This is a genomic window from Achromobacter sp. EG18 (assembly GCF_059759395.1).
The window spans coordinates 1,254,181-1,277,735 of record NZ_CM186213.1 but is presented as its reverse complement, the minus strand read 5'-3'; the positions used below and the strand labels follow the sequence as shown (position 1 = coordinate 1,277,735).

General features: G+C 68.4%; 25 protein-coding genes. 14 read left to right on the top strand and 11 right to left on the bottom strand.

The annotated features are described in order from the left end of the window. Nucleotides 1-80: 80 nt before the first annotated feature. A complete protein-coding gene (locus tag AC6CR5_RS06075) occupies nt 81-1,055 on the bottom strand; it encodes a tripartite tricarboxylate transporter substrate binding protein (RefSeq protein ID WP_498085348.1) in 975 nt (324 codons plus the stop codon). Between the two features lie 13 nt (nt 1,056-1,068). Next, a complete protein-coding gene (locus AC6CR5_RS06070) occupies nt 1,069-1,971 on the bottom strand; it encodes a dihydrodipicolinate synthase family protein (RefSeq protein WP_054444774.1) in 903 nt (300 codons plus the stop codon). A gap of 277 nt (nt 1,972-2,248) precedes the next feature. Here AC6CR5_RS06070 and AC6CR5_RS06065 point away from each other — a divergent pair, with 277 nt between their 5' ends. Further along, nucleotides 2,249-2,971 (top strand): GntR family transcriptional regulator, encoded by a 723-nt coding sequence (locus tag AC6CR5_RS06065; protein WP_006385345.1) that lies wholly within the window; start codon nt 2,249-2,251, stop codon nt 2,969-2,971. A 93-nt stretch (nt 2,972-3,064) separates the two neighbouring features. Here AC6CR5_RS06065 and AC6CR5_RS06060 read toward each other — a convergent pair whose 3' ends face one another. Together AC6CR5_RS06060 and AC6CR5_RS06055 are read right to left on the bottom strand one after the other, a co-directional pair. Then, on the bottom strand, nt 3,065-4,051 hold the full coding sequence (locus tag AC6CR5_RS06060; protein ID WP_006385346.1) for a tripartite tricarboxylate transporter substrate binding protein: 987 nt from the start codon (nt 4,049-4,051) through the stop codon (nt 3,065-3,067). Between the two features lie 82 nt (nt 4,052-4,133). After that, entirely contained in the window at nt 4,134-5,258 is a 1,125-nt protein-coding gene (locus tag AC6CR5_RS06055) for a muconate/chloromuconate family cycloisomerase (protein WP_020927815.1), read from the bottom strand. A gap of 106 nt (nt 5,259-5,364) precedes the next feature. On the opposite strand from AC6CR5_RS06055, the gene AC6CR5_RS06050 reads away from it, so the two are divergent. Both AC6CR5_RS06050 and AC6CR5_RS06045 read left to right on the top strand, forming a co-directional pair. Continuing rightward, nucleotides 5,365-6,249 (top strand): LysR family transcriptional regulator, encoded by an 885-nt coding sequence (locus tag AC6CR5_RS06050; protein WP_020927814.1) that lies wholly within the window; start codon nt 5,365-5,367, stop codon nt 6,247-6,249. A gap of 99 nt (nt 6,250-6,348) precedes the next feature. After that, nucleotides 6,349-6,846 (top strand): hypothetical protein, encoded by a 498-nt coding sequence (locus tag AC6CR5_RS06045; RefSeq protein ID WP_026383109.1) that lies wholly within the window; start codon nt 6,349-6,351, stop codon nt 6,844-6,846. A 19-nt stretch (nt 6,847-6,865) separates the two neighbouring features. Here AC6CR5_RS06045 and AC6CR5_RS06040 read toward each other — a convergent pair whose 3' ends face one another. Together AC6CR5_RS06040 and AC6CR5_RS06035 are read right to left on the bottom strand one after the other, a co-directional pair. Next, a complete protein-coding gene (locus AC6CR5_RS06040; RefSeq protein WP_498085347.1) occupies nt 6,866-7,534 on the bottom strand; it encodes a class I SAM-dependent methyltransferase in 669 nt (222 codons plus the stop codon). A 101-nt stretch (nt 7,535-7,635) separates the two neighbouring features. Then, nucleotides 7,636-8,793, bottom strand: coding sequence for a TGL-type protein-glutamine gamma-glutamyltransferase (locus tag AC6CR5_RS06035; protein ID WP_112958070.1), 1,158 nt, complete (start codon nt 8,791-8,793; stop codon nt 7,636-7,638). 301 nt (nt 8,794-9,094) lie between these two features. Between AC6CR5_RS06035 and AC6CR5_RS06030 the strand changes: the two genes are divergently transcribed. Further along, complete coding sequence (locus AC6CR5_RS06030) at nt 9,095-9,703, top strand: class I SAM-dependent DNA methyltransferase (protein ID WP_498085346.1); 609 nt, start codon at nt 9,095-9,097, stop codon at nt 9,701-9,703. Nucleotides 9,704-9,729: 26 nt separating this feature from the next. Here AC6CR5_RS06030 and AC6CR5_RS06025 read toward each other — a convergent pair whose 3' ends face one another. Continuing rightward, nucleotides 9,730-10,305, bottom strand: a complete 576-nt coding sequence (locus tag AC6CR5_RS06025; protein ID WP_498085345.1) for a hypothetical protein — start codon at nt 10,303-10,305, stop codon at nt 9,730-9,732. A gap of 249 nt (nt 10,306-10,554) precedes the next feature. On the opposite strand from AC6CR5_RS06025, the gene AC6CR5_RS06020 reads away from it, so the two are divergent. Further along, nucleotides 10,555-11,199, top strand: a complete 645-nt coding sequence (locus AC6CR5_RS06020) for a hypothetical protein (RefSeq protein WP_150100461.1) — start codon at nt 10,555-10,557, stop codon at nt 11,197-11,199. Nucleotides 11,200-11,228: 29 nt separating this feature from the next. Here the strand turns inward: AC6CR5_RS06020 and AC6CR5_RS06015 are convergent, their stop codons facing one another. Further along, on the bottom strand, nt 11,229-12,167 hold the full coding sequence (locus AC6CR5_RS06015; RefSeq protein ID WP_047990850.1) for a LysR family transcriptional regulator: 939 nt from the start codon (nt 12,165-12,167) through the stop codon (nt 11,229-11,231). A gap of 138 nt (nt 12,168-12,305) precedes the next feature. On the opposite strand from AC6CR5_RS06015, the gene AC6CR5_RS06010 reads away from it, so the two are divergent. Next, nucleotides 12,306-12,704: a RidA family protein gene (locus AC6CR5_RS06010; protein ID WP_006385355.1), complete on the top strand. Its 399-nt coding sequence runs from the start codon at nt 12,306-12,308 to the stop codon at nt 12,702-12,704. An 81-nt stretch (nt 12,705-12,785) separates the two neighbouring features. Here the strand turns inward: AC6CR5_RS06010 and AC6CR5_RS06005 are convergent, their stop codons facing one another. Both AC6CR5_RS06005 and AC6CR5_RS06000 read right to left on the bottom strand, forming a co-directional pair. After that, nucleotides 12,786-14,327 (bottom strand): hypothetical protein, encoded by a 1,542-nt coding sequence (locus AC6CR5_RS06005; RefSeq protein WP_047990849.1) that lies wholly within the window; start codon nt 14,325-14,327, stop codon nt 12,786-12,788. Nucleotides 14,328-14,575: 248 nt separating this feature from the next. Further along, nucleotides 14,576-15,142: a hypothetical protein gene (locus AC6CR5_RS06000; protein WP_498085344.1), complete on the bottom strand. Its 567-nt coding sequence runs from the start codon at nt 15,140-15,142 to the stop codon at nt 14,576-14,578. 305 nt (nt 15,143-15,447) lie between these two features. Between AC6CR5_RS06000 and AC6CR5_RS05995 the strand changes: the two genes are divergently transcribed. Beyond that, entirely contained in the window at nt 15,448-16,281 is an 834-nt protein-coding gene (locus tag AC6CR5_RS05995) for a DUF4189 domain-containing protein (protein ID WP_498085343.1), read from the top strand. An 83-nt stretch (nt 16,282-16,364) separates the two neighbouring features. Here AC6CR5_RS05995 and AC6CR5_RS05990 read toward each other — a convergent pair whose 3' ends face one another. Beyond that, nucleotides 16,365-17,291, bottom strand: coding sequence for a LysR family transcriptional regulator (locus AC6CR5_RS05990; RefSeq protein WP_498085342.1), 927 nt, complete (start codon nt 17,289-17,291; stop codon nt 16,365-16,367). 93 nt (nt 17,292-17,384) lie between these two features. Here AC6CR5_RS05990 and pcp point away from each other — a divergent pair, with 93 nt between their 5' ends. The 7 genes from pcp to AC6CR5_RS05955 all read left to right on the top strand — a co-directional run bounded on the left by pcp (nt 17,385) and on the right by AC6CR5_RS05955 (nt 23,552). Next, complete coding sequence (pcp, locus tag AC6CR5_RS05985; RefSeq protein WP_498085341.1) at nt 17,385-18,032, top strand: pyroglutamyl-peptidase I; 648 nt, start codon at nt 17,385-17,387, stop codon at nt 18,030-18,032. Between the two features lie 13 nt (nt 18,033-18,045). Beyond that, nucleotides 18,046-18,933 carry an alpha/beta fold hydrolase gene (locus AC6CR5_RS05980; RefSeq protein ID WP_498085340.1) on the top strand — a complete coding sequence of 296 codons (888 nt, stop codon included), beginning with the start codon at nt 18,046-18,048 and terminating at the stop codon, nt 18,931-18,933. A gap of 197 nt (nt 18,934-19,130) precedes the next feature. Further along, entirely contained in the window at nt 19,131-20,156 is a 1,026-nt protein-coding gene (locus tag AC6CR5_RS05975; RefSeq protein WP_498085339.1) for a Bug family tripartite tricarboxylate transporter substrate binding protein, read from the top strand. A gap of 105 nt (nt 20,157-20,261) precedes the next feature. Next, nucleotides 20,262-21,101, top strand: coding sequence for a transporter substrate-binding domain-containing protein (locus tag AC6CR5_RS05970; protein WP_006385363.1), 840 nt, complete (start codon nt 20,262-20,264; stop codon nt 21,099-21,101). A gap of 70 nt (nt 21,102-21,171) precedes the next feature. Beyond that, the gene (locus tag AC6CR5_RS05965; RefSeq protein ID WP_053499380.1) at nt 21,172-21,909 is read left to right on the top strand and encodes an amino acid ABC transporter permease; all 738 of its coding nucleotides are present in this window, start codon (nt 21,172-21,174) and stop codon (nt 21,907-21,909) included. Then, the gene (locus AC6CR5_RS05960) at nt 21,899-22,717 is read left to right on the top strand and encodes an amino acid ABC transporter permease (protein WP_498085338.1); all 819 of its coding nucleotides are present in this window, start codon (nt 21,899-21,901) and stop codon (nt 22,715-22,717) included. The genes AC6CR5_RS05965 and AC6CR5_RS05960 overlap by 11 nt, the downstream gene beginning before the upstream one ends. Then, the gene (locus AC6CR5_RS05955; protein WP_498085337.1) at nt 22,704-23,552 is read left to right on the top strand and encodes an amino acid ABC transporter ATP-binding protein; all 849 of its coding nucleotides are present in this window, start codon (nt 22,704-22,706) and stop codon (nt 23,550-23,552) included. The genes AC6CR5_RS05960 and AC6CR5_RS05955 overlap by 14 nt, the downstream gene beginning before the upstream one ends. Nucleotides 23,553-23,555 lie beyond the last annotated feature (3 nt).

The following is a 23,555-nucleotide window of genomic DNA, read 5'->3' as shown; positions in this document are numbered from 1 at the left end:
CTACGCCCCATCATGTAAGACCTGATTCCCACCCCGGCCTGGAGCCGGGGTTTTTGTTTTCCGCGTCCGGATTCGCCGCGTCAGGGTTTCAGGTTCAGCTTCGGCACCAGCGCGTTGAAGGCCTGTTCCTGCCGCGCCACGTCGGCCGCGAATTGCGGCTGGTCGGCGTATGACGGCGTCAGGTTCTGCTTGCGCATCAGGGCCTGGAAGTCCTGCGATTGCGCCACCTGGCGCGCGGCGGTGCGCCATTTCTCGATGGCGTCGGCCGGGGCCGACTTCGGCAGGCCGATGCCGCGCCAGACGCTGAACTGCAGATCGGCGCCGCGTTCCTTCATGGTCGGCACGTCCGGCAGGTTGTCGAGCCGTTTCGTCGCCATCACGGCCAGGGTGCGCAGCTTGCCGGTGTCCACGTGCTGCTGCAGTTCGGCATAGGCCACCGTGGTGGCCTGCACGTCGCCCGCCAGCAGGCCCATGATGGCCGGCGCCGATCCCTGGTAGGGCACGTGCACGAACTTCACGCCGGTCTGCTCGCCCAGCGCCGCGGCGGCCATGTGCGGCACGGTGCCGATGCCGGCGTTGGACACCGCCACCCGCTCGGGATTCTTTCGGGCGTAGTCCAGGAATTCCTCCACCGTCTTCCACGGCGCGTCGGCGCGCACCGTGACCGACGACGGATCATCGGTGAAGCGGGCGATGGGCTGGAAGTCCTTGACGGTGGTCTTGCCGATGCCCATCAGCGGCACCACCAGCATTTCCGGCGTCATCAGCACCAGCTTGTAGCCGTCGGGCTGGGCGTTGGCCACGTACGCCCAGCCTATCGAGCCGCTGGCGCCGGGCTTGTTGATGACCACGGTCGGTTGCGCCAGCAGCGGCGGGCGCACCGCCTCGGCGATGGCGCGGGCGGTGTTGTCGCTGCCGCCGCCGGGCTGGTAGGCGACCACCAGCTCCATCGAGCGGCTGGGATAGTCGGCCGCCATCGCGGCGGGGGCGGCCGCGACGCAGGCCAGGAAGGACAGGGCGCTGAAGGCCAGCGCGGGCAGGCGGGTGCGGGTCATGGTGGCTCCGGTGTCAGTAGCCCAGGGCTGAAAGATCCGCCAGTGTCTGGCGGGTGATGGCAAGGGTGCGTTCGCGTTCGGCGCCGGCCAGGTCCAGGCGCGGCGGCTTGACGGTTTCGGCGCTGCCGGTGATCAGGTGCTCGGCCAGCTTGATGTGCTGCACCAGCTTGACCACCGTGTCCAGGTGGAACAGCGGCGTGAGCGCCGCGTACAGCTTGCGGGCGCGCTTGAAGTCGCCTTCGACCGCCAGCCGCAGCAGGTCCACCGACGCTTTCGGCACGGCGTTGGCCATGCCCGAGACCCAGGCGGTCACGCCCAGCGCGGCGCTTTCCAGCACCAGGTCGTCGACGCCGCAGACCACCGCCAGGCGGTCGCCGAAGCGCGTGATCAGGTCGGTCACCCGGGTGGTGTCGTAGGACTCCTCCTTGATAGCGACGATGGTCGGTTCCTCCAGCAACTGCGCCACCAGGTCGGGCGTCAGGTCGACGCCGTAGCCGCGCGGGTTGTTGTACAGCAGGATGGGCAGGGGGCTGGCCTGCGCCACGCTGCGGTAGAACGCCACCGTTTCGCGCTCGTCCGACTTGTACGTCAGGCCGGGGAACACCATCAGCCCATCGACGCCGATCTGCGCCGCCTGGCGCGCGAAGGCCGCCGCGCGCGCGGTGCCGGTCTCGGCCACGCCCGACACCACCGGCACGCGGCCGCGCACGGTCTCGACCGCGATGCGCAGCACCTCCAGCTTTTCCTCGGGCGCGAGCTGGGCGTTTTCGCCCACCATGCCCATCATCACCACGCCGCCCACGCCATTGGCGATCAGGCGCTCCAGGCCCTGGCGGATGGCGTCCGCGTCCAGCGAGAAATCGGGCTTCAGTTTGGTGGTGACCGCGGGAAATACGCCTTGCCATTGAATGCTCATGCTGCCGCTCCTGTTGCGTGATCCGCCCGGCTTGTACTGTCGGGCTATTGATTGGATATTGGATCCAAAATAAAAGTGCCAGAAAAACGAGGCGCGCGGCCTCGAACCATCGCCCCGGCAAGGGCGTCGATTTTTGTTGGATCATGGATCCAATATACTCACATTAAACGGGTTCCGGACACCGGCTGTCTCTCGGGGTTTTCCTGGGCGTGGGGCAGGTGGAACGGATCCGCTGCCGTCCGGCGTCCGCCGGGCGGAATCTTCCACCGGATGTGACGTGTCCCAGAATTCCTCTCCCGCCAGCGCCACCCAACCCCGCGTCGCCGCCGGATCCGCCGGTCGCCTGGTGCGCAAGACCGCCGTCGACCTAGTGGTCGACGAACTGCGCGACCGCATCCTGTCTGGCGCGATCGCGCCGGGCTCCGCCCTGCGCCAGGAACTGCTGGCCGAGGAACTGGGGGTGAGCCGGCTGCCGGTGCGCGAGGCGATCCGCCAGCTCAGCGCCGAAGGGTTGGTGGACATGATCGCGCACCGCGGCGCCTACGTCTCGATGCTGTCGCGCGCCGAAGTGCAGGAATTCTTCGACATCCGCCTGCGGCTCGAACCCTGGCTGCTGCGCCTGGCGGTGTCGCAGCACACGCCCGAGGAACTGGACGAGGCGGCGCGCATCGTGGCTCGGATGGACAGCGCCGAACCGCAGCAGTGGGGCCGGCTCAATTGGCAACTGCACGAACTGCTGTACCGCGCCGCGCAGCGGCCGGCGGCGCTGGCCATGGTGCGCGCGCTGCATGAAAAATCCGAACGCTATTTCCGCTTCCAGATCGTCAACGCGCCGATCCGCCAGCAGGCCCACGACGAGCACAGCGCCCTGATCGCGTTCTGTCGCCAGGGCCGCGCCGGCGAGGCCGAGGCGGCGCTGGAACACCACATCGCCGAAGCCGCCGAGCAGATCCTGGCGATTGTCGATCACCTGCTCGATACGACCGCGGCGCCGGCGTAGCGGCACAGCCGACGCAACAACGCAGGCCGGGGAAACTCCCTCGGCCGGCGCACAGCGGGCGCGTGTCGCGCCCGCGCCGAGTCCGCGCGTGACTCAGTTGATCTTGATGTTGCGTTCCTTCACCAGCACCTTCCACTGCGCGGTTTCCTTGGCCAGGTAGTCGCGCAGTTCGTCGGGCGTGCCGCCGATGGATTCGGCGCCGATCGAATCCAGCGTCGCCTTGACCTTGGGCTCGTTCAGGGCCTGGCGCATGGCCGCGTTCAGTTTGGCCACGACCTCGGGCGGCGTGCCGGCCGGCGCGAAGGCGGCGAACCAGGGCATCAGCTCGTAGCCGGGCAGGCCGCTTTCGGCCACGGTGGGCACGTTGGGCAGCGCCGCAGAGCGCTTGGCGGTGGTCACCGCCAGCGCGCGCAGCTTGCCGGCCTCGATGTGCGGCTTGGCCGAGGTGATGCTGTCGAACATGTAGTCCACCTGGCCGCCCAGCAGGTCGGCGATGGCCGGGCCGCTGCCCTTGTAGGGCACGTGCAGCATGTCGATCTTGGCCATCGACACGAACAGCTCGCCCGCCAGGTGGATCGAGGTGCCGACGCCGGCCGAGGCGTAGGTGTAGTGGTTGGGCTGCGCCTTGGCTTTGGATATCACTTCGTCCACGCTCTTGACGTCATTGCGCGCGGGGTTGGTGACCAGCACGTTCGGCACCACCGCCAGCAGCGAGATCGGCGCGAAGTCCTTGATGGGATCGTAGTTCAGGTCGGCGTACAGCGCCGGGTTGACCGCCATGCCGTTGGCCACGATCAGGATGGTGTAGCCGTCCGGCTTGGAACGCGCCACGCTGGCCGCGCCGATGTTGCCGCCGGCGCCGGCGCGGTTCTCGACGATGAACGAGGTGTTCAGTTGCTTGCCCATCGATTCGCCCAGGGTGCGGGCGATGCTGTCCATCGCGCCGCCCGGCGGGAACGGCACGATCCACTTGACCGGCCGGTCGGGGTAGTTGTCGGCCAGGGCGGTGCCGGCGGCGCCGAGCAGGGCCAGGCCCATGCAGGCCCGGGCGAGGTGTTTGAAAGCGTGGCGCAAAACCATGTCGTGTCTCCGTGTGCTTGAATTATTTTTCCGCGCGCCGATGCGTGGCCGGCGCGCGGGAACAACCGTGGGGCAGGGCGCGTCAGCGGTCCCTGCGATAGAAAGCCAGTTTGTCTTCGTCCAGTTCCAGGCCCAGGCCCGGGCCGGTGGGGATCTCCATCTCGAAATCGGCGTAGCGCGGCGGGTTGGCGACGATGTCGTCCTTGAGCAGCAGCGGGCCGAACAGTTCGGTGCCCCACGACAGCCGCGGCAGGCAGGCAAAGCCGTGGGCCGATGCGATCGAGCCGACCGAGCCTTCCAGCATGGTGCCGCCGTACAGCGACATGCCGGCGGCGTCGCCGACGGCGGCGGTGCGCAGCATTTCGTGGATGCCGCCCGACTTGGCGATCTTCAGCGCCAGCACGTCGGCCGCGCCCAGGCGCGCGATGGCCAGCGCGTCCTCGGGGCCGTTGACGGCTTCGTCGGCCATGATGGGCACCACGAAGCGCGCCGCCAGCCTCGCCATGCCGGCCAGGTTGGCGCGCGGGATGGGTTGTTCGATCAGGTCGACGCCGGCCGCTTCCAGGCGCGCGATGGCGCCGGCCGCGTCGGCCTCGTTCCAGGCCTGGTTCACGTCCACCGTGACGCGGGCGCGCTCGCCCAGCGCCTGCTTGATGCGCGACACGTGGGCCACGTCGTCGGCCACGGCGCGGCGGCCGACCTTGAGCTTGAAGGTGTTGTGGCGGCGGCTGGCGAGCAGCGATTCGGCTTCCTCGATGTCGCGCGCGGTGTCGCCGCTGGCCAGGGTCCACAGCACCGGCAGGCTGGCGCGCACGGCGCCGCCCAGCAGGGTCGAGACCGACACGCCCAGGCGCTTGCCCTGGGCATCGAGCAGCGCGCTTTCCAGCGCCGACTTGGCGAAGCGGTTGCCGCGCGCCACGGTTTCCAGGCGCCGCATGGCGGCGTGGATGTTGGCCGCGTCCAGCCCGGCCAGCGCCGGCGCCAGGTAGGTGTCGATGGCCAGCTTGATGCCTTCCGGGCTTTCCTCGCCGTACGACAGGCCGCCGATGGTGGTGGCCTCGCCGATGCCCTCGATGCCGTCGCTGCAGCGCAGGCGCACGATCACCAGCGTCTGGCGCTGCATCACGGCCATGGCCAACTGGTGGGCGCGGATGGTCGGCAGATCCACCAGGATCGCCTCGACCGAATTTATCGTTACCGGATTCATACTTTCCAAAGCAGGTTCTTCAGGGCAAGCGCAGTATCGCTTGCGTTACGCCGCCAAGTCCAAGACTATATGGGTCTCCATTTATACCTATAGGGTTTGGATAGCCATGGAACTCAGGCACCTGCGGTATTTCCAGGCGGTGGCGCGCGAGGGCAGCTTCACCCGTGCCGCCGAAGCGCTGCACATGGCGCAGCCGCCGCTCAGCCGCCAGATCCGCCAGATGGAAGAGGAACTGGGTGTGGCGCTGTTCGAACGCACCACCCGCGCCCTGCGTCTGACCGAGGCCGGGCGCTTCCTGCTGGAGCAGTCGCGGCTGCTGACCGCAAGGCTGGACGAAGTGCTGGAGGGCACGCGGCGGCTGGGCCAGGCGCGGCGCCGCTGGTTCGGCATCGGCTTCGTGCCGTCGACGCTGTATGGCTTCGTGCCCGAGCTGATCCGGCAACTGCGCGGCGCCGACGCGCAGGTCGAGGTCGGCTTGATGGAGATGACTACGCTGCCTCAGCTGGAGGCGCTCAAGGCCGGCCGCATCGACCTGGGCATCGGCCGCATCCTGCTGGACGATCCGGCGATCGAGCGCCGCGTGCTGATGACCGAGCCGCTGATGGCCGCCGTGCCGCTGCGCCATCCGCTGGCCGGCTGCGACAGCGTGTCGGTCGACCGGCTGGCGCAGGAGCCGTTCCTGCTGTATCCGGCGCGGCCGCGGCCCAACTTCGCCGATCACGTGCTGGACCTGTTCCGCGCCGCCGGCCACGCGCCGCAGGTGGCGCAGGAGGCCAACGAATTGCAGACCGCCATCGGCTTGGTGGCGGCCGGACTGGGTGTGACGGTGGTGCCGGCCTCGGTGCAGCGCCTGCAGCGGCGCGACGTGGTCCACGTGCGCATCGACGCCGAGGCCTTCGTGTCGCCGGTGATCGCCAGCTACCGCAAGGACGACGCCTCGCCGTTCCTGGCGCAGGCGCTGGCCCTGGCGGCGCAATTGGCCAAGGGGTAACAAAGCGTAGACGGAACGGTTGCGGCGCGCCCGCTTGCGGCACACTACGCGCTTGCCATTCCCGTGCTTCCAATAACAACCGTCATAGGGACCCTCGCAATGCTGATCGTCAACATCCAGAACAAGGCCAAATGGCTGTTTTCCCAACTGGGACAACTGGTCATCGCCGTGGGCCTGCTGTCGCTGGTATTCAACTATGCCTATCGCTACACGGTCGACCGCGACATCAATACGCCGGGCTTCTATCTGGCCACCGTGGCGCTGGCGCTGGTCGTGTTCCTGGCGGTCCGCAAGGACTATGTGTTCGTGAACCGATACGCCTTCAGCGACAGCGAAATACAGGTCGGCACGCTGCTGGGCGTCAAGAAAACCTACCCCACGTCGCAATATGAATTCGTGCCGTCGCTGCACAAGGCGGTGAACGTGCCCGAGCAGAAGGCGTCGCTGTCCTTCTACGTGCGCGATGCGCAGAGCAGGAAGAACGTCCGCAACTACTCCTGGGCCGGCTTCTCGCCCGAGGATTTCCAGGCGGTTTCGCGCCTGTACGGGTATCGCGGCGATACCGATTTCAAGCAGAAGGATTTCGGCCGCGGCTGATGCGGCGCTGCGCGTGCCGTCAGGCCTTGCGGCAGACCCAGCCCTTGAACGTCAGCGCGGCGTAGAACAGCTCGATATCGGTAAAGCCGGCGTCGCGCAGGATGGCCTCGTCTGCCTGCGGATCCAGCACGGGCAGCTTGTCGCGCATCGCTTGCATGCCGTCGCGCGCCTGCGCGGCCGGCACGCCGGCGGCGGTGATGAAGGCGGCATTGCGCGTCAGCCACGCATCGCGCCGTTGCAGCGGAAAACTGTGGTGGGCGACGATGAATGGGGCGCCGGGGCGCAGGCGGCGGCTCACTTCACGCACCGTGCGCAGGCGTTCCTGGGGCGCCAGGAAGTGCAGCGTCAGCAGGCAGGTCGCGCCGTCGTAGGGGCCTTCGGGGGCATCGTCGATATAGCCTTGGCGCAAAGTGGCGCGCGGCGCCAGCTCGCCCAGCGTGGCGCGGGCCTGGCGCAGCATGTCCGCGGAGGGATCGACGCCGTCCAGGCGCCAGCGCGGGCCGTTTTCGGCCAGTGCTTTCAGTTCCAGGCCGCCGCCGGCGCCCAGCACCAGGAGATGGCCGTCGGCGGGCGTCTGCTCGGCCATCAGCACGCCGATCATGCGGTGCAGGTCGCGCAGGCCCGGCACATGGCGGGCGACGCGGTCGGCATAGTCGTCCGAGGCGCCGGGGGTTTGGGCAAAGGTCATGGGCGGCTCCGCGAGGACACTCGGAACAGTGTGTGCTTCATGAAACATATGATGTTTCATGAAACGCCGCGCGTCAAGCGATGCGCCGGCGTGATGCGGGGTCAGGCCGCGAAGGACCGTGACACCGCGGGGCGGGGAAAGTCGGGCAGCACGATATCGCTGTGGCCAGGACGCACCCAGCGCACCCGTTCGCGGGTAGCGTCGATGCAGCCGCCCTCGGCGTAGACGCCCTGCGGATCGCGGATCCGCATCATGCGCGCCAGGACGGCAGCGGTGGCCTCGGGGTCGGCCAGCGTCCGGTGCACATGTTCCTTGACGATGGCTTCGTCGATGAAGGGCTTGCCGGCCGCGTCGGCGCGCAGGCCATGGCGCCAGTGGAAGATCTCGACGCACTTGGAGGCCAGCGTGTAGGGCGCGCCGCGTTCCCAGAAATTGTTGAACAGGCCCCCGCCCAGGTAGAACACCCAGGAGCCTTCGTAGCCCTCGACGTCGGAGGACGCGGCGTCGGGATTGCGGAACCAGAGCCGGTCGCCCGGCACGTAGAAGCGCTGCGGCAGCGGCGCGTCCAGCGCGCCGTATTCCTGCAGGAAGGTCTCGTGAAAGCTGCCGGACATGACCGCGCGCGTTTCCCACTGGCGTTGCAGGCGCTGGCCCAATTCGGGATTGGCATCGCGCAGTTCCTGCGCGATGCCGAGCACGGTGACGTATTCGGTGGCGCGATAGCACGAGAACGCGTACAGCTGGCCCGAAGCCTCGGGTTGCGTGGCCTTGCGCAGGCCGTCGATCAGCGAGCGGCCCGGCAGCACAGTGAAGCCGCGCGCCTCGTCGTAGGTCCAGTAGTCTTCGGGCCGCTCGGCGTGTTCGGTGTCGAAGGCCAGCGCCGTTTTGGCGGCGGCGCGCACGATGTAGCGGCGGATGCGCACGGCCGATTCCAGTTCCGCGACCGTGGGAAAGGCGAAGGCGACCGGGCTGGCCAGCATCGCCAGCACGATCTCGCGATCGAGGTCGGCGTCGTTGGCGTCGGTGCGCAGGCTCAGTGCCCGCGCCACGCCCGTGGTGTCGTAGTCGGGCAGGTAGCTGGCGGCGAAACCCGGGGTGAGCGCGGCATGCGCGCCGGCGGCGCCGGGTTGCGCCTGGCAGTGGGCGGCGGCGAGCAGGCCCAGGTCGGACAGGAAATGTTGCGCCATCGCCAGCGCGCCGCTGGCGTGAATGACGATTCCGCCCGGATCGGGAAGGTGCTGCTGCGGGGTGGACGGCATGGGATACAAACCGGAAGGCAACGGACAGGATATGGATAGGCGCAAGCGGGGCCGGGTTCCCGCCGGGCGGCAAAGGCGCGTGAACATCTGTTTCAGGCCGCGCCCGCTCGTGGGGGCCGGCCCATGGGTCTGATAGATTGTAGGGGTGATGCCTTAATATCAGCTGTATGAATGCCGCACGCCGGGGGCATGATCGTCATGCCGCTGTCATGCGCGGGCGGGAGCCTCCGGCGCGTGGCATGATGGGCAAGGGCCGGCAGGTGCCGGTTCCAGGCCTGATCGACGCCAGGAGACGACGCACATGGCCCATCCCTTGTCCGCCGGTGTGATGGCCTTGTACCAGGCGCATGCGGCGGCGTTCGAGCGCGACCGCGGCAACACACTGATCGAGCGCGCGTGGCTGGCGGATTTCCTGGCGGCGCTGCCGGCGGACGCGCCGCGAGTGCTGGACATCGGTTGCGGCACCGGCATGCCGATCGCCGGCCACCTGATCGACATCGGCTGCCAGCTCACCGGCGTGGACAGCGCGCCCGCGCTGCTGGCTCGGGCCGCCGCGCGCTTTCCGCGGCACACCTGGATCGCCGCCGACATGCGCCGCCTGCCCTGCGCCGGACCGTTCGACGGCCTGATCGCCTGGCACAGCTTCTTTCACCTTGCCCCCGAAGACCAGCGGCCCATGTTCGCCCAGTTCCGACGCCTGGCGGCGCCGGGCGCGGCGCTGATGTTCACCAGCGGCACGACGCTGGGCGAGGCCATCGGCCAGCTCGACGGCCAGCCGCTTTATCACGGCAGCCTGGACAGCGCCGAATACCGCGAGCTGCTCGCGGCCAACGGCTTCGAGGTATTGCGCCACGTCGAATGGGACGCCGCTTGCGGCAACGCGACGGTGTGGCTGGCCACGCGGACCTGAGCCAGGCGGGGCGACGGGCCGTCAGGTCATAGATGCGGATCGCGCAGGATCGCCCGGATCCTGAGGAAGGCGTAGGCGGCGCAGCCCAGTGCGATCAGCACCACGAGCCAGGCATACGCCTTCTTGCGCTGCTTGTTGGACCAGGCGCTATCGTAGGTGGCCACCGGATCCCACAACACCTTGCCGTCCATCTGGCGCACCCCATGAACCCTGATGGGCACGTGCACGCTGAACATCTGGCCCTCGTAGACGTTCTTCAGGTCGTTCGGCTCGCGGTCGGTCAGCAGTTCCAAGGTCCGTGGCAGGACGAGGCCGGTCACAACGGCGCCCGCCTCGAACGCCACGTCGGGATAGTCGTTCGAGAAATAGCAAAGGGGCCTGTAGCCGCTGTTCTGCCGGGAACTGGCGGTCCGCGAGTAGGGGCATACGGCCAACCTGTCCACGCGCACGGTGATGGCGTGCAGCGTGGCGGGATCGGGCGGCAGGTACGCCTTGGCCGCGGCGTCGAAGAGATCGCGGGACAAAATCAGCAGCATCAGGCAGAGGAACAGCGCATTCAGCGGGCGCTTGAAGCGCGCCTTGATCTCGCTCCATTCGCTCATTGGCGTGGCCTCGCGGCGCGCGGCGCCAGCGCCGCCGGGGCGGGGCGGGACTTGGCGCGGCTGCGCATGCGGATGGCGTGTGTGTCCAGGTTCATGGCCCCTCGGTTCCCGGTATTGTTGCTGGCGGGTGAATGCTAGCGAATTTCCGAGGGCGCGGCGGGGCAAGGTTAAACATAACGTTGGTCGATGTTTCAAATTGCCTGGCGGCGGGCTACGATTTGCGGCCCGAAGCCATCGCTACAGGTTGCCATGCCACGAATCGACGCCCATCCCCGCCGCGCGCTCGTTGCCGTGGCGCTGCTGGTCCTGCTGCTGGCGGCGATCACGCCGCCCGGCGCCTGGGCGCCCGGGCAGTACGGACTGGTCATGCGAGTCGGCGCGCTGGTGCTGTTGGCCGGCTTGCTGTGGCGATATCACCGCTCGGCGCCACGCGCCGCCGCGGCCTCGGCCTTGTGGGCCGATATCGAGCGCCGCCGCGTGGCGCGCATGGGCCTGCACGTCCGCGAAGCGCTGGCGCAGGCCCGCAACCGTCATCTGGCGCAGCAGGCCGAGACACAGGCCCGCTGGCCGGTGCCGGGACAGGCGCCGGTGCCTGCCGTGCGCTACACCGCGGCCGATATCACGCTGGAGGACGCCGTACGGTCGGGAGACCGCATTCTCTACTTCCGAGCGCGCTGGCGCGATGACGGGCCGGGGCAGTTCGAAGGGCGCTATACCGAGCATGGCGATTGCGCCTATGACGGCCACGAGGTCGATCCTGCGACGGCCAGGCGGGCGCGGCTGGCATCGCTGGGCCTGGCGCTGCGGGAGCGCGCCACCTATGGATTGCTGGTCCCTTATGCGTTGGCCCTGTTGGCCATGGCCGCCTGCGCGCGGGGCCTGTTTGCCGCCTGATCCTGGCTGGATTGCGGCCGGAAACAGTATCAACCAGCAGCGCCCGCTCGGCCCGCGCCGCTCACCGGCGCATGCTCCGCCATCAGTTCCGCCACCCAGTCAATGAACACCCGCAGCTTGGCGCTGACGTGCCGGTTGGGCGGGAAGGCGATGTACAGCGGCATCGAATCAAGCCGCCAGTCCTCGAACAGCGGCACCAGTTCGCCGCGCGCGGCGTGGTCGCGGGCCATGTAGTCCGGCAGCCACAGAATGCCCATGCCGGCCAGCCCCGCCGCCAGGTAGGCGTTGCCGTCGTCCACCGCGACCACATAGCGTCCGTGCGCGTGGATGCTTTCGTCGCCGCGATGCATGGCGTAGGGCAGGGGCTTGCCGCTGCGTGACCAGAGGAAGCCGACGATGCGGTGGTGGCTGTCCTCGAGATCGCGCGGATGGCCGGGCGCGCCGGCCCGTTGCAGGTAGGCGGGCGCGGCATAGACGCGCAATTGCAGGTCGCCGACGCGCCGCGCCATCAGGGATTGGTCGGTCAGCTCGCCGCCGCGCACCACGCAGTCGACGTTCTCGCCGATCACGTCGACGATGCGGTCGCTCACGCCCATGTCGAGCTGGATGTCCGGGTAGCGCGCATGGAAGGCGGGCAGGGCGGGCACCAGGATCATGCGCGCCAGCGGACTGGGCACGTCGACCCGCAGCCGGCCGCGCGGCACGGACGCGGCGACGGAGAGGCTGGTCTCGGCGTCGTCCATGTCGGCCAGCAGGCGCAGCACACGTTCGTAGTAGACCGCGCCGTCGGCGGTGACGTTGACCTTGCGCGTGGTGCGGTTGAGCAGGCGCACGCGCAGGCGGGCCTCGAGCTGCTGCACCAGCTGGGTGACGCTGGTCTTGCTCATGTGCAGCGTCTCGGCCGCCTTGGTGAAGCTGCCGGTTTCCACCACGCGGGCGAAGGCCTGCATTGCGTCGAAACGATCCATCGCCACTCCAGGGATCAGGGGATTGTTTGCATTTTACAAACAGTGATGGACAGGCTTGCCCGTTTATCGGCGGCCGCGCCGTCCGTACAGTGCCTGCATCATCAATACGGGCTTGAGGCCCGGGACAGGAGAATGAGTATGGCAACGCGTGATGTGGTTTTTCCGGCCGGGCGCCAGGCGCTGTATGAACGCAACCGCTATTCGCCGGCAGTGCGGTCGAATGGCTTTCTGTTCGTGTCGGGCCAGGTGGGCAGCCGCGAGGACGGGTCGCCCGAACCCGACCTGCAGGCGCAGGTGCGGCAGGCGTTCGACAACCTGAACGCGATCCTGAAGGCAGCGGGCGCCAGCTTCGAGGACGTGATCGACGTGACGGTGTTCATGGTGGATCCGGCGTCCCGCTTCGAGACCATCTGGCAGGTGGTGCCCGAGTACTGGGGCCAGGCGCCGCATCCGACGCTGACGGCGGTGGGCGTGACCTGGCTGTACGGTTTCGATTTCGAGATCAAGGTGATCGCGAAGCTGCCGCGTGAGGCCTAGCCGCCGGGGGCGGCGGGGCAAAAGCGACGGGGCAGGCCGGCGCAATCGCCGGGCCTGCCCCGTTTCGGGTGCGTCGCCGTATCAGCCGCGCAGACGCGCCACGGCTTGCGCCAGGTCTTCCTGCTTGCGGATCAGGGCGGCCTCGACCTGGTCGCGCGGGGTGCGGGTGTCGTCGCGGTGGCTGGTCAGATCGGCCGCGCGCAGCAGGCCCATCAGGTCCTGGGTGCGGGTCTGGGTGGTGGGCGTGATGCGGCTCTGGTCGACCAGCTTGCCCTTGACGAACTTGCTCACCAGGGTCGACATCGTGCTGGACTCGGTGAAGGAGGCCTTGGCCAGTTCGCCGTCTTCGTAGGCGATGTCGGTGCGGTTGCTGTAATCGTCGCGGATCTGGTGGAACGCGTAGTTCTGCGACTCGGGGTCCTTGGTCAGGTTCAGCTTCTGATCGGGCGAGAGCGCGCGGTGGAAGCTGGCGTTCAGCGACGATTGCTGCTGTTGCGTGATCGCCAGGTCGAGCTGGGGCCGGCCGCTGGAGGTGGTGTTCTGCGAGGTCTCGTAGGAGAAGGTGTCGAATTCGCGCGGCTGCAGCGGATTGGACGCGACCGGCGCCTGGTTGATCGAGGCGGAGAAGTCGGCCAGGCCGGACAGCATGGTGCGATGCACTTCGGCCGGCATGCCCAGGCGCGTCGTGGCGGTGCCTTGCGGCGCCCAGTCGCCGTAGCTCTTGTGCAGGTCCGCGAAACCCGACTTGAACAGGGCCATCAGCGTGGCATCGCCTTCGCCGCGCTTCTGGGCGCTGTCGAACTTGCTCAGGTAGTTGTTGATGGCGGTCGTCTGCTGCTGGGCGCTGCCGTACTGGCTGGGCTGGCTGGCGTCGACGTTGATCTGGGCCGAGCCGGCCACGGTCTTGACCGTCAGCGAGCGTTGACCCGCATCGGCCTGGAAATTGAAGCTGACGCGGTCGGGGCCCTCGGCGCCGACCGTGGCTTCCAGCGACACCGACGACAGCACGCTGGTGTTGAACTTGGCCAGCGCGCCCAGCGCTAGCTTGGGCGGCACCGAGGCCAGGCCATCGACGGCGTCCTGGAACGATTTGGACAGGCCGGCGATGGCGCTGCGTTCTTCCTCGGTGAGCTTGGCATCGCCCACGTCGATCTGCACGCCCAGGCCCTTTTCATTGCTTTCCAGGGTAACCGTGACCTTGGCGCCGCTGGCGGTGGTGATGCGCAGCGCGACCGAGTTGTCGGCCACGGCCGCGCCCTGGGGCGCGGCGATGCCGTCCACCGGCGCGGCGGCGCGGGCCGGGGGAATCGTCAGCGCGTAGTTGCCGCCATCATTCTGCATGCGGCCCAGCAGGGCCGCGGCCAGGCCCTTGAACTGGCCGGTCAGCGAGGCGGCGCGGACGTTGTCGGACATCAGCGAGGAGAGCGCGTCGGGTTCCTGCACCTGCCCGGCGGCGACCGACTCGGGAGAATAGGTCAGCACGTTGGCCGGCTGGCCCAGCGTCACCGAGGTGGACGCGGGGATGTCGGGGCTGCGGTTGACGGTGGTGACGCGGGACACCCCGGTCGCCGGCGCCTGCGGGGCGATGACGAGCGGCGGGGTGTAGCTGGAGATCGTGGTCATGTCAGTGGTAGTCCTGGCGGGCAACAACTGCCCAATGAGGCTTGCCGGGGAGTATCACCATGACTAACGGCGGGCGCGGCGGAAAATTAATCTGCCGGTGATATTTATTTTTGCTTTTTTGAATGCATTTATATTCAGTTAAGTGACAGCTTTGGGGGATTCCCAAAATAATGTCGACAAAACAGATGCCACGCATCGCGAGATAATCGGTTCGCGCGGGCGACGCCTGTCATGCGCCGTCGCGGGCCTTATTTCACGACATAATTCTTCGCTTCATTTTCACCGGCCCATTTACGCAGCGCGGCGATGAATTCCGGGCAGACATTGCCGTCGACGGTGGAATCGACAATCACGCTGTCCTTCATGCGCATCAGCACCTTGCATTCATAAATGCGCGTGCGGCCCTGGTAATAACCGCTGCTGCTTTGCTGGAATACCGGCGTCGCGGCGGTCGTGTTGGTGGCCGGGATCATGCCGACGACCTGCTGGCTGGTGCCGGTCGTCACCCATTCCTGGTAAGGCGCGGCCTGGTAGTCGGACCACTCCAGTTCCATGGTGTTGCCGACTGCGCGTTTCCGGGACGGCTCGCCCAGCGCCGCGATGGCGTCGTTGATCGAGCGGCCCTGCATGTTGCGGGCGACGTTGACGCTGGGCGAGAACGACAGGCCTTCCGAGAAGACCCGGCTGAGCGAGGGCAACGAGGAGCTGCCGCCGGAGGGCATCGGGGCGCATCCGGCCAGGCTGGCGGCGGCGATCAGGCTGGCGGCCAGGCGCAGCATCGGACGGCGGGCGGAAAGGGGCAGGGGGAAGATCATGGCTTGTGGTCGGCGCTCCGTGTCGGTCGGGCGCGGCGGCTGCAATTGCGAGCCGGGCGCCAGGCGTTTTGTTTCTCTTCGTGACAGGCCGGGGCGGCCAGCCCTGCGACGGGAGAATGATTGCAGACTGACAGCCTGCTTACGAAATGTCCGCCATTTTTACCGATAAACGGGGCCAGCTTCCTTGCGCCAATGGTGAAATTTGTTACTCAATATGCCCGGGTCGTATCGGCAAAGGGGACGGACCGGCCGATCCGCTTTGCTAAGATCGTGGCCGCTGAATCCACCCGATCCGGACACCGACCATGCTATTTGCCCGATTTTCCCCGACTATCCGCGCGGCGCTCGGCGCGCTGGCGTTGATGGCCGGCCTGTTCGCGCCGCAGGCGCATGCCGACAAACTGTATGGCGGCATTGCGACGGATGGCAAGCACGCCAAGATCTATTGGGCGCTGCCCGAGGATTCGGAAAAGGCGGCCGAAGCGGCGGCGTTGGCGGCCTGCCGCCAGGGCGGCGGCAAGGACTGCAAATCGCTGAGCTGGTTTTCGGACAGTTGCATGACGTATGCCCGCAATACCTCGAACGACCTGTTCCCCGGCAACAGCGTGTCGCCGGAAATGGCGGCCAAGAAGGCGATCCGACGCTGCACCGCCGGCAGCCCCAACGGCAAATGCTGGCTGACCACGATGCCGCTGTGCGTCGGGCCGGGCTACAGTGCGCAGGACATGGAAGCGGCCAGAAGGGCCACGCCCGCCGAGCTGGAAGCTCTGTCCGCCAAGCTCAACGACCGCGAATACTGGGGCGCCGTCGCCGAGAAGGACTCGGGCGACCTGACCTACTCGGACGGCTACCCCAATGAGAAGGACGCCCTCAACCAACTGCTGGAATGGGATGAATGCACGGGCTGCACCAAGGTGCTGACCTACCGCGACACCTGCGTCGGCATGGCCTGGGCCAAGGGCGTGAAGGGGCGCGGCACCAGCTACACCGCGCTCGATCCGGATCCGAAGGCGGCGCGCGATGCGGCGCGCAACACCTGCAGCGCCAAGAGCGGCCTGCCCAATTGCGTGGCGATGGTGCGCTGCTCGGGCCGCCCCTACATCAGCGGCTATGCCGGCGAGGACGAAAAAGCCAATTGAGATCGCCGTGAGGCGGCAGCGCGCCGCCCGGCACGCCAAGCCGGCTCCCATACAGGGGGCCGGCTTTTTTCATGGGCGTCCGGTCAATCCGCCAGCCGCGCGGCGGCGTCGCGGACCACCTGTTGCAGCCACGCCAGCGCCGCGTCGCCGGGCGCGCGCCGGCTGCACACCATGTCGATATCGAAAGGGCCCGGGTCGACCTCGGGCGGCAGCGGCCGCAGCGTCAGTCCGGGGCCGGCCAGCCGCAAGGCGGCGCGCCGCGCCAGCGTGGCCACCAGGTCGGTGCCTTGCACCGCGTGCGGCAGCGCGACGATGTGGGCGAAGGTGCAGGCCACCCGGCGCCGCTGGCCCAGCCGCGCCAGGCTGGCGTCCACCACGCCGCGCGCCGAGCCGTCGTCGCTGGGCGTGAACAGCGCGTGCGGCAGCGCCACGTAGCGCGCCAGGTCCAGCTTGCGGCAGCGCAGCGCTGGATGCTGCCTGTCGGCGATGCAGACGAAGTGTTCCTGGTACAGCCGTTCGCGCAGCATGCGCTTGGGCGGCGCCAGGTGGCCGCCGATGGCCAGGTCGACGCTGCCGTTGTCCAGTTGCTCGTAGAGGGCGGCGCGGTCGAGCCGCGCGATGCGCAGGTCGATGCCGGGCGCGTCGCGCCGCAGCGCCGCGACGATGTGCGGCACGATCACCACGTCGGCGTAGTCGCTGGCCGCCACGGTGAAGCGGCGGCCGGCGGCGGCCTGGGGATCGAAGCCGGCGCCTTGCGCCAGCGCCTGGCGGATCTGGTCCAGCGCCGCGCTCACGGCCGGCATCAGCGCGACGGCCTTGGGCGTGGGCTGCATGCCGTCGGCGGTGCGCAGGAACAGCTCGTCCTGGAACAGCAGGCGCAGGCGGCCCAGCGCGCTGCTGACCGAGGGCTGGGCGCGGTTGATGCGCTGGCCGGCCAGGGTCACGTTGCGGGTGTCGTAGAGCGCCTCGAAGGCGACCAGCAGGTTCAGGTCGACGGCGGAAAGATTCATGCCATCAATAGTACGAATAGCAATTATGGATTTCAACAATTCCAGGGCGCGGTCCTACCATGGCTGGCAGCAATGGAATCGAAGGACTGCGCAATGACGACCGTACTGATTACCGGCATCGAACCGTTCGATGGCGAAACCCTGAATCCCTCCTGGGAAGCCGCGCGGCGGCTCGATGGCGCGCAAGTGGCCGGCGCCACCCTGGTGGCGCGCCAACTGCCGTGCGTGATCGGCAAAGTGGTGGGCGTGCTGCGCCAAGCCATCGATGACACGCAACCGGACCTGGTGATCTGCCTGGGCCAGGCGGGCGGCCGCGGCGACGTGTCGATCGAACGCGTCGCGATCAACGTGGTGGACGCGCGCATCCCCGACAACGAAGGCCGCCAGCCGATCGACGAACCGGTGGTGGCGGGCGGCCCGGCGGCCTATTTCTCGACCCTGCCGATCAAGGCCATCGTGCGCGACCTGCGGCGCGCGGGCGTGCCGGCGTCGGTGTCGTCGACGGCGGGCACCTACAACTGCAACACCATCTTCTACGGCCTGTCGCACTACATCGCCACCGAGCGTCCGGCGTTGCGCGGCGGCTTCGTGCACGTGCCGTACCTGCCGGAGATGGCGGTCCATCATCCTGGCCAGCCCAGCCTGGCGCTGGAGACGCTGATCGAAGGCGTGAAGGTGATGGTGGCGACTTCGCTGGCCGTCACGGCGGACGTCAAGGAAGGCGGCGGCGCGCTGCATTGAACGGAGACGGACGATGGATACCTTCAACGACGCCGACGCCTTCGCGCTGGACGGCGTGCCGTTCCGCCACCGGCAGGTGCGGGTGGACGGCCTGGGCTATCACGTGGTGGAAGGCGGCGCCGGGCCGACGCTGGTCCTGCTGGCGGGGTTTCCGCAGAGCTGGTACGCGTGGCGCCGGGTCATGCCCCTGCTGGCGCCGCACTTCCGCCTCTATGCGGTGGACCTGCCCGGGCAGGGCGACTCGGACAAGCCGCTGGACGGCTACGACACCGGCGCGGCGGGCGAGCGCCTGCGGGCGCTGTTCCACACGCTGGGCCTGACGCGCTACGCGCTGGCCGGGCACGACATCGGCGCCTGGATCGCCTATCCCTACGCGGCGCGCCACGCCGACGAGGTCGAGCGGCTGGTGCTGCTGGACGCGAACATCCCCGGCGTGACGCTGCCCGCCAGCTTCGAGTTGGGACCGGACAACTGGAAGCGCTGGCATTTCCTCTTCAACACCGTGCCCGACCTGCCCGAAGCGCTCTTGCAGGGACGCGAGCGGGTGCTGATCGAGTGGTTCTTCAGCCGCAAGACCGCCAACAAGCCCGGCGTGTTCAGCCGCGCCGACCTGGATGAGTACGAGCGCGTCTACCAGACGCTGGGCGGCTTGCGCGGCATGCTGGGCTATTACCGCGCGGCGCACCAGTCGGCCGAGCAGAACCGGGCGTTGCGCGAGACGCCGTTGACGCTGCCGGTGCTGGCGCTGGGCGGCGAACACGGCAGCGCGCCCGATCTGTACGAGGCGCTGGGGCCGCTGGCGCGCGACCTGCGCGGCGGGGTGCTGGCCGATTGCGGCCACTATTTGCCGGAGGAGCAGCCGCGCGAGCTGGCGCGGCGCATGCTGGCGTTCCTGGCGTAGCCGGGCGCGACCGCCGCGGCAGACGGCCGCCCCGGAAAACGGCGGCGCGGCAAGCGGCGGACACGGCAAGGGTCCGCCCCGGCGAAGGACCGCCCCGGCGGAGGGCCGCCCCGGCATTTCCACATTGCGCATCGGTATTTGTCCGGCGCGCGGCGCGCTCCTATCCTGGCCTGCTCCGAATTTCCGCAGGGAGCAGGATGATGGGCAATCGACGCAGATCCGTACTGAAGGCCGCGCTCGGCCTGGCCGGCGGCGTGGCGGTGGGCGCGGGCTTGTTGAGCAACATGACCGGCGCCGCGCCGGCCGCCACCGACGACGCCACGCGCTATCCGAGCCGGCCGGTCAAGCTGATCGTGCCGATCGCGGCCGGCGGCAGCGCCGACAAGCTGGCGCGCACCGTGGCGCAGAAGCTGAGCGAGAAGTGGGGGCAGAGCGTGGTGGTGGAGAACCAGCCCGGCGCCAGCAGCGCCATCGGCAATGCCGCGGTGGCGCATGCGCGCGGCGACGGCTACACGCTGCTGCTGGGCGGCGACGCCTTGTCGCTGAACGCGCTGCAACCCGGCAAGCCGTTGTACGACCCGTTGCGCGATCTGCGCGGCGTGACCAAGGCGGTGGTCAATCCGCAGTTGCTGGTGGTGCGCCCGGGCCTGGGCGTGAAGACCTTCCAGGAATTCGTGGCGCTGGTGCGCAGCCGGCCCGGCGAGATCTCGCTGGCGCTGCCCGGCGGCAACGGCAGCCTGCAGCACCTGGCGGTGGAACTGCTCAACGAACGCATCGGCGCCAAGACCAACCAGATTCCCTATCCGGGCGGGGGGCCGGCCACGCTGGATGTGCTGGGCGGCCACGTGGACGCCATGCTGATCACGCTGGCCGCCGCCACCGAGAACGTGCGCTCGGGCAAGCTGGTGGCGCTGGCGGTGACCACGCCGTACCGCTCCAAGGCGCTGCCCGAGGTGCCGACCATGCAGGAGGCGGGGCTGGCCGACTACGCGGTCGAGAGCTGGCAGGGCTTCGTGGTGCCGGCCTCGACCCCGGCGGCGTTGGTCGAGCGCATCCATCGCGACGTGGTGGCCGTGCTGCGCGAACCGGAGACCGCCACGCTGCTGGAGAACCTGGGCTTCGCCATCGCCGCCAGCACGCCGGAAGCCGTGGACCAGACCGTGCGCGACGACATCGCCACCTACCGGCGCGTGATCGCCACGGCCGACGTCAAGCTCCAGTAGACGCGCCGCAACAGCGGTTTCATATTCATATCTGAAAGTCTTCTTTGTGTTGTGCGGCGCCGGACCGCAGCATAGAACTTCGTTCAATGCCTACGACACAACAACATGAAGACTCGCAATATCTCCGGCCGTATCCTGCAGGCGGCCGTCGCGCTGGCCCTGGCGGCCGGCGCCACCGGCGCCCACGCCGACGCCACGCTGGACAAGATCAAGGAACGCGGCACCGTCACCATCGGCGTATTGGCCAACGGCGGCGTGTTCGGCTCGATCGACCCGGCCACGCAGCAGCTGGTCGGCTGGAACCCCGACCTGGCGCGTGAACTGGCCAAGGGCCTGGGCGTGAAGGCCGAGCTGGTGCAGGTGCAGACCGCCACCCGCACCCAGTTCCTGATCTCGGGCAAGGTCGATCTGCTGATCGCGTCGATGGAGCTGAATCCGGAGCGCGCCGAGATCCTGGGCTACGCGCCGACGCCGTTCTTCCGCGTGGGCGGCGCGGCCGCCACCCGCAAGGACAGCGGCATCGCCAAGTGGGAAGACCTGCGCGGCAAGCCGGTCTGCGTGTCGCAGGGCAGCAGTTTCGCGCGGCCCCTGCAGGCCGACTACGGCGCGGTGGTCAAGGGCTACAAGAGTTCTTCGGACTCGCTGCTGGCGCTGCGCGGCGGCCAGTGCGTGGCGGCGGTGCACGATTCGACCCTGATCCATCCGCTGCTGCGCACCAATCCCGAATGGGCCGACTACCACGCGCCCATCGCCACGGAAGTGCTGCCGGCCAATTCGGTGGTGTGGACCCGCAAGGGCGAGGCCGACACCATCGCCGCCGTCGACAAGGTGATCCAGGGCTGGCACCGCAGCGGCTGGCTGATCGCCACCGAGAAGCGCCTGGGCATCCAGCCGGCGCAGCCGCTGCTGCAGGAACTGCACGACAAGTACAAGCAGGGCAGCTGAGCCTGGCGAAAGAACCGATGAACAGACGAGCAATAAAGCGGGGCGCGGCGCTGGCGCTGGAGGCGGCCGCATGATCGAACAGGCATTGCAGGCCTGGGTGCATTTCTTCAAGCCCCTGGGCCTGAACTACGGCTTCGTGCTGGATCCGGGCGAGTTGTCCGCCTTCGGCCACGGCCTGCTGGTGACGCTGCAATTGTGCGCCTGGACCATTCCCGTCAGCCTGCTGTTCGGCGTGCTGATCGCGGCCGGGCTCACCAGCGGCCGGCCCTGGCTGGCGCGGCCGCTGCAGGCCTTCGTCGAACTGACCCGCAATACGCCGACGCTGGTGCAGCTGTATTGCGCCTTCCTGGTGCTGAACATGCTGATCACGCAGAAGCTGGGTGGCGGCAGCCCGATCACGCCGTTCATGTGGGTGGTGATCGTGGTGGCGCTGCACAAGGGCGTGTTCCATGCCGAGGCGCTGCGCGCCGGCATCGAGGCGGTGCCGGCGGTGACGCTGGAGGCGGCGCGTTCGCTGGCCTTCTCGCGCCGCCAGATCCTGGCGCAGGTGCAGCTGCCGCTGGCGCTGCGCTTCGCGCTGCCGGCGCTGGTCAACAATCTGGTGGACCTGGTGAAGATGACCGCGATCGCCTCGGCCATTGCGGTGGGCGACGTGACCTACGAGTCCATCATGATCTGGTCGCACCGCGACAACGTGCTGGAACTGCTGCTGCTGATCCTGCTGTATTTCGGCCTGCTGACCTGGCTGGTGAGTGTCGCCGGACGCTGGCTCGAAGCGCGCCTGAGGATGCCTGGCTATGGCCAATGAACTGGTATTGAATGCGGCCGCGGCGCGCCGGGCGGGTGGCGGATGGCTGGCATGGCTGCGCGATCCGTGGGTGGTGCTGCTGCTGGCCCTGGTGATCCTGGGCGTCGCCTGGGCGCTGACCGATACCGCCCCGCCCGCGGTGCGGCACCTGTGGCACTGGTCGCCGGCGCTGCTGCGTGGGCTGGGCATGAACGTGCAGATCAGCGTGCTGGCGATGGCGCTAGGCACGGCGCTGGGGTTGGTGGTGGGCGCGCTGTCGCTCTCGCCGTCCAGGCCGCTGCGGCGCCTGACGCGCGCCTATGTGCTGGCGTTCCGCAACGCGCCGATCCTGGTGCTGGTGTACTTCACCACCTACGTGTTCCCGTTCGAACTGAACCTGGGCGGCTGGAACCTGCCATTCCCGGACTGGATCAAGGTGGTGATCGGGCTGGGCCTGCCGGCCAGCGCCAACGTTGCCGAGATCTTCCGCGGCGCGATCCAGTCGATCCCCGAGGCGCAGTGGGAGGCGGCGCAATCGCTGGCGTTCCGGCGCGCGCAGATCTTCCGCATGATCGTGCTGCCGCAGTGCGTGCGGCGCATGCTGCCGTCGTGGATGAACCTGTACGCCAGCATCACCATGAGCACCTCGCTGGCCTCGCTGGTCGGCGTGCACGACCTGGTCGACACGGCCACGGTGGCCAGCAACACGGTGGCGCGCAGCGACTTCACCATCCTGGTCTATTTCACGCTATTGGCGCTGTTCTTCGCCTATTGCTATCCCATCGCGCGCTGGACGCGCCATCTGGAACGACGCTATGCGCATCATTGACAACGGCGCCCGCGCCGCCGAGATCCCGCTGGTCAGCCTGCGGGACGTGCACCTGGCCTTCGGGCAGACCGAGGTGCTCAAGGGGATCGACGTCGAGGTCCGTCCGGGCCAGGCTGTCTCCATCATCGGCCCGTCGGGCTCGGGCAAGTCCACCATCCTGCGCTGCATCACCGGCCTGCTGCGGCCGCAGCGCGGCGAGATCGAGGTCGGCGGCGTGCGGGTCGACGCGCTCAAGAGCGAGTCCGAACTGATCGCCTTGCGCAAGCGCGTGGGCTTCGTTTTCCAGCAATACAACCTGTTCCCGCACCTGAGCGTGCTGGAGAACCTGGTGATCTCGCCCATCAAGGTCAACGGCCAGCCGCGTGCCCAGGCCCAGGCGCTGGCGCGCGAACTGCTGGCCAAGGTGCGCATGGACCACAAGGAAAACGCCTATCCGGGCGAGCTGTCGGGCGGCCAGCAGCAGCGCGTGGCCATTGCCCGCGCGCTGGCCCTGCGGCCCGAACTGATCCTGTTCGACGAAGTGACCTCGGCGCTGGATCCGGAAATGGTGGGCGAAGTGCTGACCGTGATCCGCGACCTGGTGCAGGACGGCCTGACCTGCGTGCTGGTCACGCACGAAATGCGTTTCGCCCAGGAGGTGAGCGACACGGTGTACTTCACCGAGGCCGGCCGCATCGTCGAGCACGGGCCGCCGGCCCGCATTTTCGGCCGGCCCGACAGCGAGCGCACCCGCGCCTTCCTGCAACGCGCCTCGGCCGAGCCGCCGGTGAGGCGCGCCCAGGCCGATCCGATCGACGCCTACCTGACCTTTGACCCGCTGCGCCTCGCAGTGTGATGC